We start from the raw sequence: 13,372 nt of genomic DNA, 5'->3' as shown, positions 1-13,372 counted from the left end.
CTCGATGCGAGCGTTCTTTCATCCCGACCAGGGTCTGCACGACCCCCAGCAATTCATGCAGGTCGGCCGCATTCGCGATCCCAAGGACTTGCCGAGCCGCACCGAGGCTTTGCTGGGCGCGCTCGCGAAACGCGGCGTTTCGCCGGAGAAGCCTGCCGATTATGGCGTGGGCCCGGCCCTGACGGTCCACACACAACCCTTCGTGGATTTTCTGCAAAGCGCCTACGAGCGATGGCGCGCGGTGCCGGAAGCGGGGCCGGAAGTCCTGCCCAATGTCTCTCCCTATTGGAACGGGCGCCCGGAATGGCAGAGCCGCCCCCCCTGCCGCTCCAACTGGATCGTAGCCGAAGCAGGCTACTATCTCGGTGATCTCGCGGTGCCGATCGGACCCAACACGTGGACCTCCACAATCAGGTCCAGTCATACCGCGACGGCTGCGGCGGATGCGATCCTCCGCGGGGAGGCCGTGGCCTATGCGCTGTGCCGTCCCTCCGGCCACCACGCGCGCAGCGATCGGGCCTCCGGCTTCTGTTATCTCAACAATTCAGCGATCGCGGCGCAGCGCCTACGCAGCCGCTATGCCAAGGTAGCTGTGCTTGACGTGGACGCGCATCATGGCGACGGCACGCAAGAGATCTTCTATCGCCGCGCCGATGTGCTGACCGTCTCGGTCCATGTCGACCCCAATTCCTACTACCCGTATTACATCGGGTACGCCGATGAACGCGGGCATGGCGATGGCGAGGGATACAACATCAACGTTCCGCTTCCGCCCAAAGCCAATGACGCAACTTTCCACGCAGCCGTCGAAGAGGCGGCTATGAAAGTCCGCGATTTCGGCGCCGAGGCGCTCGTTGTGGCGCTCGGCTACGATAGCCATCGGGAGGATCCGATTGGCCTGCTCGATGTTTCGACGGAAGGATTTCGCGGCATCGGGGAACGCATCCGCGCCATCGGCCTGCCCACGGTAGTGGTGCAGGAGGGCGGATACCAGATTTCGGTGATTGGCGATTGTCTCGGGCAGTTCCTTGACGGGCTTCTCGAAAAGAAACCTTATAGTGGCTAAGCGGTATCGCTCCAGTTCGGAAGGAAACAAGCAATGACACAGGCTCTCCAGTTCTACATCGACGGATCGTGGGTTTCTCCGGTCGGGAGCGCGACGCTCGAAGTCGTGAACCCTGCCACAGAGGAAGCCTATGCGCGCATTGCGATGGGTGAAAAGGCGGATGTCGACAAGGCGGTCGCAGCCGCGAAGCGTGCGTTTGGTTCATTCTCGCGCAGCACACGCAAGGAACGGGTGGAGCTGCTGGAAAGCGTGATCGCCACCTACAAAAAGCATTACGACGAGATGGCGGCCGCAATTTCCGACGAGATGGGCGCTCCGCTGGGCTTTGCCAAAGAGGCCCAGGCTGCCGCGGGCCTCGGGCACCTGTCGCAGGTTCTCGAAGTTCTCAGGACTTTCGAGTTCGACGAGATGATCAACAACACGCTGATCACCCGTGAGCCGATTGGGGTCTGCGGTTTCATCACGCCGTGGAACTGGCCCATGAACCAGATCGCCTGCAAGGTCGGTCCGGCGCTCGCCACCGGCTGCACCATGGTGCTTAAACCCAGCGAAGTGGCGCCCATGTCAGGTGTGCTGTTCAGCCAGATCATGCACGAAGCGGGCGTTCCGGCCGGCGTCTACAACATGGTCAACGGGGACGGTCCGACAGTCGGCCAGGCGCTCTCAACGCATCCCGATATCGACATGGTATCGTTCACCGGATCGACCCGGGCAGGCATCGCGGTTGCGCGCGCGGCCGCCGACACGGTGAAGCGGGTGTCACAGGAACTCGGTGGAAAATCGCCTAATATCATCCTTCCGGACGCGGATTTCCTCCAGGCGGTCACGCATGGCACCCGCCAGTGCTTCAGCAATAGCGGCCAGTCCTGCAACGCGCCTACCCGCTTGCTGGTGCCGGCAGACCGTCAGGAGGAAGTCATAGAGATCGCTCGCAAGATCGCCGAACAGACGGTGGTGGGCGATCCCCGTGCGGCAACGACCACCATCGGGCCGGTGGTCAGCAAGGTGCAGTTCGACAAGATTCAGGCCCTGATCGAGGCGGGCATTGCCGAAGGCGCGCGCCTTGTGACGGGCGGACCGGGCCGCCCGGAAACTGTCAACCGCGGCTATTACATCCGCCCGACGGTCTTTGCCGACGTGCGCAACGACATGACGATTGCCCGCGAAGAGATTTTTGGCCCCGTGCTGTCGATCCTGCCCTATGGCAGCGAGGAGGAAGCCATCGTAATCGCCAACGACACGGTGTACGGCCTTTCCAGCTACGTTACCTCGGGTGATCTCGATCACGCCCGCAACGTGGGTCGGCAGATGCGCGCAGGCATGGTGCATCTCAACGGGTCGCCCGGTGACCTCGCGGGCGCCTTCGGCGGCTACAAGCAGTCCGGCAACGGCCGCGAATGGGGTAAGTTCGGCTTCGAGGATTTCCTCGAGGTCAAATCGATGTTCGGCTACCAGGCCGCATGACCATCGAACGGGATCGAGGCCCGGCTCGCGGTCTCGGTCCCCGACAAAAAGAGAGCGCAATGCCAACGCAGGCGGGACGCTGTCGTGGATTATGAATTCCAAACCATCGACCACAGCAAGCTGGGCGAAATCGTCTATCAGCATATCGCCGGGGCGTTGACCAAGGGCGCCCTGAAGCCGGGCGAACGACTCAAGATCCGGGACCTGGCGCACGAAATGGGAACCAGCGTAACACCTGTGCGAGATGCCATCCTTCGTCTCGTCCATGAAGGCGCCCTCTTGCTGAAGAGCCCCCGCGACATCCGCGTACCGGTCCTGCACCAGGATCGGTATCTGGAGATCCGCACCATCCGCCTGAAGCTGGAAGGGCTGGCGGCGGAGCGTGCTGCCAGCAACGCGTCAGCCGCCGATATCGCACGCCTGGAAAGGCTCATCGACGACAACGAGCGCGCGCTGTCACGAAACGAATTCGCGCGGGCCACGGAAAGCAACCAGATCTTCCATTTCGAACTCGCGAACATCGCCGCCATGCCGGTTCTGCGGGGCATATTGCAGAACCTCTGGCTTCAGATGGGCCCGGTGATCGCCGCGGCCTATGAAGGCGGCGGGCGGACCATGATCGAACATCACTACGCCGTGCTCGATGCCATCCGCCGGCATGATTCCGTGACGGCCAAGAACGCCATTCGGGAAGACATCCTGGGCGGTGGCGACGTGATTCTTCACAGCAACATCCTGAGCAGCGACGACGCGTGAGCGGTCCGCATTTACCAAGGGTTTTTAACGTCATGGCTTTTTCCTCTTCCACCCGCGTCAATCTCGAGCGCTTCTGGTCGACGATTGAGCGTTCGGCTGAGATCGGCCGGGGTCGAGAGGGCGGTCTATCGCGCCTTGCGCTCAGCGATGCCGACAAGGCAATTCGCGACGTGTTCGTGGAATGGTGCCGGGAGGCGGGGCTCGCCATCACTATTGATAGGGTCGGTAATATCTTCGCACGGCGGTCCGGGCTGGACGACACATTGCCGCCTGTGCTGATGGGGAGCCATCTCGATACCCAGGCGAATGGCGGGCGGTTCGACGGTATCGTGGGTGTTCTTGGCGCACTCGAAGCTATCCGCACGCTGAACGACCTGGGGCACCAGACGCAGCGGCCGATCGAGATCGTCAATTGGACGAACGAGGAAGGCGCGCGTTTCTCTCCGCCGATGACTGCCTCCGGATGCTTCGCCGGCGCATACGAACTCGATTGGGTTCACCAGCGTCCGAGTGACGACGCTGCGACGTTTGGGGAGGAGTTGCGACGCATCGGTTACCTCGGTGATGCGCCCGTCGGCGGCCGGGAGCTGGATGCCTATTTCGAGCTGCATATCGAGCAGGGCCCCATCCTCGATGCGGAGAAGACGCAGGTTGGCATCGTCACCCACGCGTACAGCTCCCGCGGGTTTTTTGTGGAGTTCAACGGCGAGACAGCCCATGCGGGACCCTGTCCGATGGAGCATCGACGCAACGCACTGGTGGCAGCGGCTCGCCTGCTTGTCGCCGTGGACGATATCGGTTGGGACTACGCCGACACGGGCGGCAAGGCGACCGCGGCACGAATGACCGCCTGGCCGAACAAGGCCGGCATCGTGTCGGATTGGGCGCAGGCCTTTTGCGATGTGCGGCACAACGATCCGGAGGTCGCCGCTGTGATGGCGGAACGGGTCGAACGCGCTGTCGGCGTTTCGGCCGCCCGTGCGGGATGCACCGGCAAGGTATTTGAACGCTGGGGCTGGGGCGGCGCCATCTTCGACCAGCAGATGATCGCTGACATCCGGACTCACGCACAGGCTCTCGGATATTCAACCCGCGACCTGCCGAGTCAGGCTGGGCACGACGCCTATTTCATGGCGCGGGTTTGCCCGGCGGCCATGATCTTTACGCCGTGTGAGGGTGGCATCACCCACAACAACAACGAGCGCGCCACACGCGAAGATCTGGAGCCTGGGTTGAACGTACTGCTGCACGCCGCAGTCGGCAGGGCGGATCGCTAAATTGTCCAAACGACATCGTTTGCCGCGCGCTGTGCTGCAAACTCCCATCGCGGGCGGCTCGACATTGTATTCGCGTCACTTCCGCTCACCGTTGAACTAAGAAAAGCACGGCCTCTCTTGAATAAAATGATGCATCATGCATCATCGACAGGCCGCCGAGGAGTTCCGAAGATGACCAAGCAGATCTCCGACATCGCTTCGCTTCTCGACACGGCCTCTCCCGCCCTCACGCTTGACGAAGTCGACGGAGTTGCACGGGATGTTTTCGGCCTCACCGGGCGTATCTCCGAGCTCGCCGGCGAACGTGATAGAAACTTTCATCTCCAGGTCGGCGATGAGCATTATGTGCTGAAGGTTAGCAACCCGGCTGAAAGTAGGGAGGTAATCGACTTTCAGACCCGCGCTCTCCTCCATATCGCACAGGTCAATCCGAATCTTCCGGTGCCCCGTCTGGTGCCGACGCGGGCGGGCGCTGCCGAGTGGGTGTTGGCCCTCGAAAATGAGACGCCGCGCATCGTTCGCGTTCTCTCGTTCCTGCAGGGAGTGCCTTTCCACCGCGTATCGGCCGGCCCCGCGCTCAGGCGAAATCTCGGAGCGGAGACGGCGCGCCTCGACCTTGCGATGCGCGGATTCTTCCACCCGGCCGCGGGTCACGAACTGATGTGGGACCTGAAACATGCCAGTCGCGTACGCGACCTGCTCGTTCACGTTCAGGACAGGGCGCGCCGCACCCTGGCACAAGGCTATCTCGATACCTTCGAGGCTCACGCATTGCCGAAGCTGCCGCGCCTGCGCGCTCAGGTGATTCACAACGATCTCAACCCGCATAACGTGCTGGTGTCGCCCGATGATCACAGCCGCATCGCTGGCATCATCGATTTCGGCGATATGGTTCACGCGCCCCTCATCAACAATCTGGCGGTGGCGGCCGCCTATCAGCTTCGGTCCGGCAGCCATCCGCTTGAGACTGCCGCCGAGATGATCTCCGCCTATCACTGCGTTCTTCCGCTCGAGCCCGAAGAACTCGACATTCTCTTCGACTTGATCATGACGCGCATGGTCCTCACGGTCGCCATCTCCGGGTGGCGGGCAGCACGGTATCCTGAGAACGCCACCTATATCCTGCGCAACAGCCCGCAGGCCTGGGCAGGTCTAGCACGGTGCAGTGAATTGAGTCGCACGGACGCGCAAATCTACCTGCGTCGAGCCTGCCAAACGGAGCGATCGATATGACGATGATCAACGCCTACGACCCTGCCAATGCGGGCCACTTGTCTGTGCAACAAAGGGAGATGATCGCGCGGCGGCGGCGGCTTCTCGGCCCGGCCTACCGGCTCTTCTACACCGAGCCCGTTCACGTCGTGCGCGGCAAAGGCGTGTGGCTCTATGATCCCGAAGGGCGTGCGTATCTCGACGTTTACAATAATGTCGCATCGGTCGGGCATTGTCATCCACACGTGCTAGAGGCGCTCTGCCGACAGGCCCGCACGCTCAACACCCATACGCGATATCTGCATGATTCCGCTCTCGATTATGCCGAGCGGCTTTTGGGCCACTTTCCTTCCGAGTTTGGGCACGTAATGTTCACCTGCACTGGCAGTGAGGCGAACGATCTGGCGTTTCGCGTAGCGAAGGCGCATGCTGGCGGCACCGGCTTCATAGTCACGCACTATGCCTATCACGGCGTCACCAACGCCGTCGCGGAGATGTCCCCATCTCTCGGCAGTTCAATGAGGCTCGGCGATCACGTTCGCACGGTGCCAGCGCCGGATGCCTATCGAAATAGTGGTCAGGATGTGGGCGCGTTGTTCGCTCGTCATGTGCAATGCGCGATTGATGACATGCGTGCCAACGGCATCAAGCCGGCGGGGCTTATCGTCGACACTATTTTTTCCAGCGATGGCGTATTCACAGATCCGCCCGGCTTCCTCGCAGAGGCTGTCGCGGTCATGCACAAGGCCGGCGGGGTCTTCATCGCCGACGAGGTTCAGCCGGGATTTGGCCGGACCGGCGGCCAGATGTGGGGTTTCCAGCGCCACGGCATCGTTCCCGACATCGTCACGCTCGGAAAGCCGATGGGCAATGGGCATCCCATAGCCGGCATGGTGGCGCGTCCGGAGATTCTGGCCGAGTTCGGTCAGAATCTGCGCTATTTCAACACGTTCGGCGGAAACCCCGTCTCGGTCGCGGTCGGGATGGCGGTGCTGGATGTCATCGAAAACGAAAACCTCATCGACAATGCCGCCGCGGTGGGCGCCCGTCTTAGCGACGGCCTTGAGGAACTGGCAAAGACGCACGCGATGATCGGCGACATTCGCGCTGCCGGCCTATTCGTCGGCGTCGAACTCGTGAGCAATCCGCGGACGCGCGAGCCTGCAACGGATGAAACCGCCCGTGTCGTCAACGGGCTTCGCGCCCGCCGCATCCTCATCAGCGCGGCCGGGCCTGCTGCCAATGTCCTCAAGATCAGGCCGCCTCTCGTCTTCTCGAACGACAACGCGGACCTGTTCCTCACCGCACTCGACGAGGTCCTGAGGGAAGTCGCGGGCCGCTAGGCGAGACCGCGGCCAAAACCAGGCGATTAGGCGGGCGCCTGCGAGAGAGCCTCCGGCTGCTTGACCTCGATTTCGACGAACGCGATCGGGTGCTCCGATCCGTTCATGACATCGTGCTCGATCCCGGCGAGGCGCATATAGGATTGTCCAGCGACGAGCGGTACGTCCCTCGCCGATTTGCCATCATGAATTCTGAGGATTCCGTCCGTGAGCATGATGACGAAATAAGGCCATTCGTGCCGGTGCCAGCCGGTTACCGCGCCGGTCGGAAAATCCCATCGGGTGATGCGAATGGTCGAGTCGTCTTGCTGCACTGTCGGGACAGCAGGGATCGTGCATTGGAAAGCCATGTTTCTCTCGCGTGATGTGCTACGATTTCGATGGTGGATTGTCCAACATCGCGCGAGCGATGTCGATCCGGGACGTTTCGCGTGGCGCTCATGATGCCCGTGAACCTCGCGCGGGGAGGAGTACTGACGCGGCCGCACCGATCACCAGAATGAGCCCGATGAAATCGGCCATCGTTGGTTGTTCACCGAGCAGTAGCATCGCGCCGTAAACCCCGACCGGAGGAACCATTAATGTTCCAAGGCTCGCAGTGCCGGCCGGTACACGCGCCAGGATGGCGAACCAGAGAAGATAGGCAAGCGCCTGCGAAAGAAGCACGTGGTAGAGAAATGCCATGATGGTGGCCGCCTGGAGTGCATGCGGCACGGGCACGCCCTCGAACGCAATCATGCCCCCTATGGCGCAGGCCGCGCCGACGAGAATTTGCCACGTGGCGATCGTGAGGGGCGGCGCCGCTACGGGAAACCGCTTGCTGACGATGGTGCCGAGAGCCCAGTAAATTCCCGCCACCAGTGACAGAAGCACTCCGGTCGTGAGCTCACCGCTCCTCAGCAACGGCCATCCCAGTGCCACCAATCCGCCGGCCCCGAGTGCAAGCCCGAGGCATTGTCGCCGGTCGAATTTCTCGCCGAGCAGAAGTCGCGCGAAGATCACGGTCCAGATCGGCATCGTGAACGTGACGATAGCGGCTCGCGACGTGGGGCCGGAGAGCTGTGCGAATGTGAGCAGGATATTGAAGGCCGCGATGGAGAGAAATCCGGCGCCGATGAGTCGCGCCCAATGGTCGCGCCTCACGGCAAGCGAGTCGCCGCGCATGAGAGCGACTCCGGCGAGCACCGCGCCCCCGAGGCTCATGGCGCTTGCCCGAAACGCCCAAGGGCTGATCTCGGACAGCACAATCTTTACCGCGGGCCAGTTAAAGCCCCAGAGCAGTGCAAGGAGTGGGATCGCCGCCTTGTAATAGGCGGCAGGGAGGGTAGGCCTGGCTGCACGCGCTTCGATTTTCAAGGCGTCTTGATCTCGTAGGTGATCCATTTTGTGCGGCCCGCGATGCGATCATAGGCCGACCGCGCGCGATAATTGTCGTCGGCGGTAATCCACCGGATAACCGTCCAGCCCCGACCGCGGCCGGCCTCGACGACCGCGTCGATCAGCGCCTGCGCAGCGCCGGAGCCGCGCGCATCGGGCGCCACGAACAGATCATCCAGAAAGCCACCCGTCGTTGCAGCCAGCGGACGCGCGAAGGCTCGAAAGTGCGCAAGGCCGATGGGTCGATCGTTCTGGTCGAGGGCAACGAACCCCTCCACCTCGTGTTCGGGGTCCTGCAACCACCCCCAGACGGTAGCGCGCATCTCGGGTATCTGCGTGACCCGGTAAAATTCCGCGTAGCCAGCATACAGCTTCTCCCAGGCGTCGCGGTGTTCCGGGGACACCGGGACAACGCGGGGTATCATTGCGTTTGCCCCAATGGCCGCACCCGATGTGCTGCTGGTTGCGCTCATGGTTTCCTCCCCTGCCGGCGATCGACTTCTGTGTGGTGGGTCTGAAGCCTGGCCCCGATCCGTTCGGCTGCGTCTTTGAGTACCTTCAGGTGCCGGGTCGGAGCATTCGCCACGATATCGGCGGTGAGGCCCGTGATGCTGAGGGATCCGGCGAACACTCCGCTGCGGTCCAAAATGGGCACGCCGAGCGCCGCGAGGCCGACATAGAAATCGTCCTTTGCCAGTTCCCACCCTCTTTGACGAATGGTTTTCGCGGCTTTGCGCAATTTTGCGGGCGAAGTCTCGCTGAACGCCGTGCGCCGGGGCATATCGCCCGCGAGGCTGCGTTCGCGTGTGTCATCGTCGATGAAGGCGAGCACGATCCGAGGACCGGCACCGCAATTGAGCGCCGCGCGCGCACCGACGGCGAACCAGGTGGTGTCGATATGAAGCCGCGGCGCGCGAACGCGATCGACGCACAAAGCCGCGTGCTCATGGGGGATCCAAAGGAATGCGGATGTGGCCGTTGCCTCGGAGACTTCTCCCAGAATGGGTGAAGCAATATCGCGCAAGTCGGATCCCACCTGCACTGCGGAGGCAATCTCCAGAATGGCGGGGTCGAGCATGTAATGCTGTGCGCGCGCATCGAAGCCGACAACGCCCGTCGCGATCAGCGTGTGCAGGAGACGGCGTGCCGTTCCCTTGTCGAGCGCGGTCGCTTGGGCAAGCTCTGTCAATGTCAGGCGCGGTCGATCGGGCGCAAAGGCGCGCAACAGTGCCACCGCCCGCTCGACGGCGCGCACCTGGGGCACTCCAGGTTTCCCGGGAAACCGCGGAAGCGTGTCGGCGTGGTCCATCACCGGTTCAGAAACCCTCCCAAGTGCCATCAGGTGACACAAGCAGTCATAGTTTGACACAAGTCAGAGCCCTTGCAAATACTCCCTTCGTCACCATAATCCTGACCCGTCTGATGCGAGCGCACCCATGACCCTGGAAGCCGACCTCCGTGACAAGATCATCGCCTCCGTCGAGGCGGGCTTTGCCGATCAGCTGGCCTTCACGCAGGAGATGATTCGCTTCCCGTCCGTGCGTGGCGCCGAACACACCGTGCAGGATTTCGTATTTCGTCAGCTGTCGGACCGTGGCTACGCGATGGACAGGTTCGAGATGGATCGCGCCGCCATCGAAAGTCACCCGGGCGGATCGCCCTGGACGGACGAGCATTCGGAGGCGCCGATCGTCGTCGGAATTCACCGCCCGCGGACAGAGGCCGGTCGCTCGCTCATTCTTCAGGCCCACGTGGACGTTGTCCCCCCCGGACCTGCCGAGATGTGGACACATGCCCCGTTCGATCCGGTGATCGAGGGGGATTGGATCTACGGTCGCGGCGGCGCCGACATGAAGGTCGGCCACGCGGCAAATCTCTTCGCGATGGACGCCTTACGCCGCATTGGCCTGCAGCCGGCAGCGACAGTCTATGTCCAGTCCGTTGTGGAGGAAGAATCGACCGGCAACGGTGCGTTAATGACCCATCTGCGTGGCTACAAGGCCGATGCCGTTCTCATTCCCGAGCCCGAAGAGGAAAAGCTGGTTCGCGCCAATGTGGGCGTGGTGTGGTTCCAGGTCGAGGTTCGCGGTCACCCGGTGCGCGAGATGGGAGCCGGGGCCAACGCCATCGACGCCGCCTACCGCGTCATCGCCGAACTGCGCCGGATGGAAGAGGAATGGAACACCCGCAAGGTGGGACGCGAGCATTTCGAGAACGAAGCCCACCCCATCAACCTCAATGTGGGCAAGATCGAGGGTGGCGACTGGGCCTCATCAGTCCCGTGCTGGTGCCGGCTTGATTGCCGGATCGCGATTTATCCCGGCACGTCCGCCGAAGAGGCCGCCCAGGAAATCCGCAACCGTCTCGGCGCGTTCGCGCGGTCCGATGCCTATTTTGCCAACAATCCCCCGCTGGTGACCTTCAACGGTTTTTACACCGAGGGCTACGTGCTCGCGCCCGGTTCCGAGGCCGAATCCGTGCTCGGCCGCGCCCATGAAGCTGCAACGGGCAAGCCGCTAGAAACCTTCATGACGGCGGGCTATCTCGACGCGCGCGTCTATGCGCTTTACGATAAGATTCCGGCGCTTTGTTATGGTCCGAGTTCCCAGAACATCCATGGATTCGACGAACGAGCCAGCATTGCGTCCATCAAGCGCATCACCACCGCGATGGCGCTCTTCATCGCCGAGTGGTGTGGAGTCGAAGCGGCATGAGACAGAGTGCGTGCGATGACAGGCCCCTCGGACAGGGCGTCGCACTGGCCAACGAGATGCTGGTGAGGATGATTTGAATAGCGGCGCGCTGATCGAAGTCGTACCGTCGGACATACGCCTGTGCGGTTACTATTTCGGCGTTGTCACATTAACTGCCAGCAAGTGCACTTCAGGTCGAATTGGTCGCCGGACGGGCTCAGGCAGCAATGTTGGTCACAGCTTTCCATTCCGCCATGGCGTTGAGGCGGTGCAGATGGGTGGCAGGGGCGGAGCGGCTGGAGCGAGGTGGAACGAAAAGATTGCGGACGGCCGAGAAGACATTCACGAACCGCTGCAGGTACCTGGGCGATCGAAAGCCTTGCATCACCCGCTCTCGTTGGCGGAACGGAAGATGCGAATTTTCTGCCCGATTGTTGACCCCTTTGTGGGAGCGGTGCTCGACATCTGGCATGATCTGACGCTGGGCGGCAGCATAAGAGCCGAGCTTGTCGGTGATCATCCGCCGGGGTGGGCAGCCCTGCTTGCGCAAAAGACGCCTCAGCAAGCGTTTGGCCGCCTTGGTGTCACGGCGGGTCTGGATAACCTCATCGAGCACATAGCCATCCTAATCCACCGCCCGACACAACCAGTGCTTCTGGCCAGAGATCGTAATCACAACCTCATCCAAGTGCCACACGTCGCGACGGCTTGGCGTCTTGCGCCTGAGGCGGCGAGCGTACGCCGGCCCGAACTTCAGCGCCCAGCGGCGGATGGTCTCGTACGAGATAACGACGCCGCGCTCGAGCAACATCTCCTCGACCAATCGCAGGCTCAGAGGAAACCGGAAGTACAACCAGACCGCATGGGCGATGATCTCAGGCGGAAAGCGATGGCGTTTGTAGCTGATAAGCTTGCTCATGCCGGACCATCTACACCGCTCGATCTCATGCCCAGGTTAACGTGACAACGCCGCAGGCGGGAGCACACGGATCTCTCTGCTATCAGCGCCTGAGATCAGTTGCTGACAGTAAAGTAACTATCCCATGCAAATGAAAACCTGTCGTCCATCTATGTGGGTCTTGAAGATTAACTTTGCCGAAAAAGGCTCTGCGTGGCCGGTGAAGGCTCCGCCGATCCGGCACAAGGGCCGATGAGGCTCGCTGTGCAAGCGGAGCGCCGTGCGCGAGCTGATGACTGGCGAACCCAGGCCGGTTGTGCCGACGTTGCCGCTCGCGGAGGTCGGGCATGACGGTCACGGGAACGGTCGCTTGGTTTGACCTGACCAAGCAGTTTGGCTTCGTGGCCCTGAGCAACGGCTACGGCGACGCCTTCCTGCACATGTCAGTGCTCAAGCAGGCGGGCTATGTCTGGCTTCCACGGGGAACCACGGTGCGGGTCAGGATCGAGGCGGAGCGTGGCAAGCAGCGGGTTGCTGAGGTTCTGGAGATGACCCCAGCCCTGCCCGACCGGCGAGAACGAGCCGATTATGCGCAAGCCCAAGACCTGAACGCCCCAAGCCCAGTCCTGCCTCATTCTCACAAGCGCCGTTAGGGAACCGGGCTCCCTTGCGCTTGAGCGCACTCGTCAAGAAGTCACGCTCCGGCACAATCACAGTCGAGTAGAGCGCCAGGAGATCGTTTAGAGGTGCTGGCGCTTTTGGCTCTGTCGCTTCGGATGATGCTTCCTAGCGAGATGCGGCGCCTTTTTCGGAACCCAGAGTCGTGAGCAGGATAATGTTGTCGGGCCCACGCATAACCCACTCGGATTGATCCGCGTAATCAAGGCCGAGTTCAAAGTTTTCGCCGCGCTGACCCAGGCTCACTGTCCACCAATGCCTGAGGCTCTGGATCGACGCTCCTTGCCCTTCGGTTTTACCCATTCCCCGGACAAGGTGACGAACGATATGGAGCGCAATGCTTTCGATAGAAACGCTACTCATGCCTTCAGTCTCCTGGTTCAACTTTGCATGCTTGTGACTGCCAGCCTGGCCAACCCGTTGTGCCAACCAGGTTACTCAGCGGACCTTCCTGGTCCGGAAGGTTCACCCGGCGCGTGCGAGAAGCGAGCCCGCTCAAAGTCTTCTGCTGAATCGTACCCGGGTTCCCCGATGACCCGGTCATCGGCAGGAAGGATGTGTCGAATCTCCCCTCCATCATCTCGGTGACTGGGGCCGGTTTCTCGGCC

The 13,372-nt window shown here is 62.0% G+C and carries 13 protein-coding genes and 1 pseudogene; 8 read left to right on the top strand and 6 right to left on the bottom strand.

Going from position 1 to position 13,372, the window contains the following annotated elements; genetic code table 11:
• The first annotated feature begins 4 nt into the window (after positions 1-4).
• The 6 genes from FS320_RS10025 (at position 5) to FS320_RS10000 (ending at position 7,118) form a co-directional block, all read left to right on the top strand.
• A complete protein-coding gene (locus tag FS320_RS10025) occupies positions 5-1,066 on the top strand; it encodes a histone deacetylase family protein (RefSeq protein WP_152711326.1) in 1,062 nt (353 codons plus the stop codon).
• A 33-nt stretch (positions 1,067-1,099) separates the two neighbouring features.
• Positions 1,100-2,530, top strand: coding sequence for an aldehyde dehydrogenase family protein (locus FS320_RS10020; RefSeq protein ID WP_152711324.1), 1,431 nt, complete (start codon positions 1,100-1,102; stop codon positions 2,528-2,530).
• Positions 2,531-2,614: 84 nt separating this feature from the next.
• Positions 2,615-3,286 carry an FCD domain-containing protein gene (locus FS320_RS10015; RefSeq protein WP_162002994.1) on the top strand — a complete coding sequence of 224 codons (672 nt, stop codon included), beginning with the start codon at positions 2,615-2,617 and terminating at the stop codon, positions 3,284-3,286.
• A 32-nt stretch (positions 3,287-3,318) separates the two neighbouring features.
• Positions 3,319-4,563 (top strand): Zn-dependent hydrolase, encoded by a 1,245-nt coding sequence (locus FS320_RS10010; RefSeq protein WP_152711322.1) that lies wholly within the window; start codon positions 3,319-3,321, stop codon positions 4,561-4,563.
• Between the two features lie 171 nt (positions 4,564-4,734).
• Positions 4,735-5,796 carry a phosphotransferase gene (locus FS320_RS10005; protein WP_152711320.1) on the top strand — a complete coding sequence of 354 codons (1,062 nt, stop codon included), beginning with the start codon at positions 4,735-4,737 and terminating at the stop codon, positions 5,794-5,796.
• Positions 5,793-7,118 carry an aspartate aminotransferase family protein gene (locus FS320_RS10000; RefSeq protein ID WP_152711318.1) on the top strand — a complete coding sequence of 442 codons (1,326 nt, stop codon included), beginning with the start codon at positions 5,793-5,795 and terminating at the stop codon, positions 7,116-7,118. The genes FS320_RS10005 and FS320_RS10000 overlap by 4 nt, the downstream gene beginning before the upstream one ends.
• Before the next feature lie 26 nt (positions 7,119-7,144).
• Here FS320_RS10000 and FS320_RS09995 read toward each other — a convergent pair whose 3' ends face one another.
• From FS320_RS09995 to FS320_RS09980, 4 genes are all read right to left on the bottom strand, one after another.
• A complete protein-coding gene (locus FS320_RS09995; protein WP_152711316.1) occupies positions 7,145-7,468 on the bottom strand; it encodes a cupin domain-containing protein in 324 nt (107 codons plus the stop codon).
• A gap of 88 nt (positions 7,469-7,556) precedes the next feature.
• Complete coding sequence (locus tag FS320_RS09990) at positions 7,557-8,474, bottom strand: DMT family transporter (RefSeq protein ID WP_244627062.1); 918 nt, start codon at positions 8,472-8,474, stop codon at positions 7,557-7,559.
• The gene (locus FS320_RS09985; protein WP_202882843.1) at positions 8,471-8,968 is read right to left on the bottom strand and encodes a GNAT family N-acetyltransferase; all 498 of its coding nucleotides are present in this window, start codon (positions 8,966-8,968) and stop codon (positions 8,471-8,473) included. Before FS320_RS09985 ends, FS320_RS09990 begins: the two co-directional genes overlap by 4 nt.
• A complete protein-coding gene (locus tag FS320_RS09980; RefSeq protein ID WP_202882842.1) occupies positions 8,965-9,750 on the bottom strand; it encodes an IclR family transcriptional regulator domain-containing protein in 786 nt (261 codons plus the stop codon). Before FS320_RS09980 ends, FS320_RS09985 begins: the two co-directional genes overlap by 4 nt.
• Positions 9,751-9,931: 181 nt before the next feature.
• Here FS320_RS09980 and FS320_RS09975 point away from each other — a divergent pair, with 181 nt between their 5' ends.
• A complete protein-coding gene (locus FS320_RS09975) occupies positions 9,932-11,209 on the top strand; it encodes an ArgE/DapE family deacylase (RefSeq protein ID WP_152711311.1) in 1,278 nt (425 codons plus the stop codon).
• Positions 11,210-11,405: 196 nt separating this feature from the next.
• On the opposite strand, the pseudogene FS320_RS09970 reads toward FS320_RS09975, so the two are convergent.
• Positions 11,406-12,107 (bottom strand): annotated as a pseudogene (locus tag FS320_RS09970) (IS6 family transposase).
• A gap of 326 nt (positions 12,108-12,433) precedes the next feature.
• Between FS320_RS09970 and FS320_RS09965 the strand changes: the two are divergent.
• Complete coding sequence (locus tag FS320_RS09965; protein ID WP_152711309.1) at positions 12,434-12,739, top strand: cold-shock protein; 306 nt, start codon at positions 12,434-12,436, stop codon at positions 12,737-12,739.
• Between the two features lie 133 nt (positions 12,740-12,872).
• Here the strand turns inward: FS320_RS09965 and FS320_RS09960 are convergent, their stop codons facing one another.
• Positions 12,873-13,127 (bottom strand): hypothetical protein, encoded by a 255-nt coding sequence (locus FS320_RS09960; RefSeq protein WP_152711307.1) that lies wholly within the window; start codon positions 13,125-13,127, stop codon positions 12,873-12,875.
• Between the last annotated feature and the right edge of the window lie 245 nt (positions 13,128-13,372).

The organism is Microvirga tunisiensis (genome assembly GCF_009296175.1).
Taxonomy (GTDB): domain Bacteria; phylum Pseudomonadota; class Alphaproteobacteria; order Rhizobiales; family Beijerinckiaceae; genus Microvirga; species Microvirga tunisiensis.
Note: the sequence above shows the minus strand (reverse complement) of the source record. Positions and strands in the feature narration are given on the sequence as shown.

Bases quoted from the DNA above. Each gene is read 5' to 3' on its own strand.
- FS320_RS09985 (WP_202882843.1), bottom strand. From the start codon at position 8,968: ATGAGCGCAACCAGCAGCACATCGGGTGCGGCCATTGGGGCAAACGCA.
- FS320_RS09960 (WP_152711307.1), bottom strand. From the start codon at position 13,127: ATGAGTAGCGTTTCTATCGAAAGCATTGCGCTCCATATCGTTCGTCAC.
- FS320_RS10005 (WP_152711320.1), top strand. From the start codon at position 4,735: ATGACCAAGCAGATCTCCGACATCGCTTCGCTTCTCGACACGGCCTCT.
- FS320_RS09975 (WP_152711311.1), top strand. From the start codon at position 9,932: ATGACCCTGGAAGCCGACCTCCGTGACAAGATCATCGCCTCCGTCGAG.
- FS320_RS10020 (WP_152711324.1), top strand. From the start codon at position 1,100: ATGACACAGGCTCTCCAGTTCTACATCGACGGATCGTGGGTTTCTCCG.
- FS320_RS09995 (WP_152711316.1), bottom strand. From the start codon at position 7,468: ATGGCTTTCCAATGCACGATCCCTGCTGTCCCGACAGTGCAGCAAGAC.
- FS320_RS10025 (WP_152711326.1), top strand. From the start codon at position 5: ATGCGAGCGTTCTTTCATCCCGACCAGGGTCTGCACGACCCCCAGCAA.
- FS320_RS09965 (WP_152711309.1), top strand. From the start codon at position 12,434: ATGACGGTCACGGGAACGGTCGCTTGGTTTGACCTGACCAAGCAGTTT.
- FS320_RS10010 (WP_152711322.1), top strand. From the start codon at position 3,319: ATGGCTTTTTCCTCTTCCACCCGCGTCAATCTCGAGCGCTTCTGGTCG.
- FS320_RS10000 (WP_152711318.1), top strand. From the start codon at position 5,793: ATGACGATGATCAACGCCTACGACCCTGCCAATGCGGGCCACTTGTCT.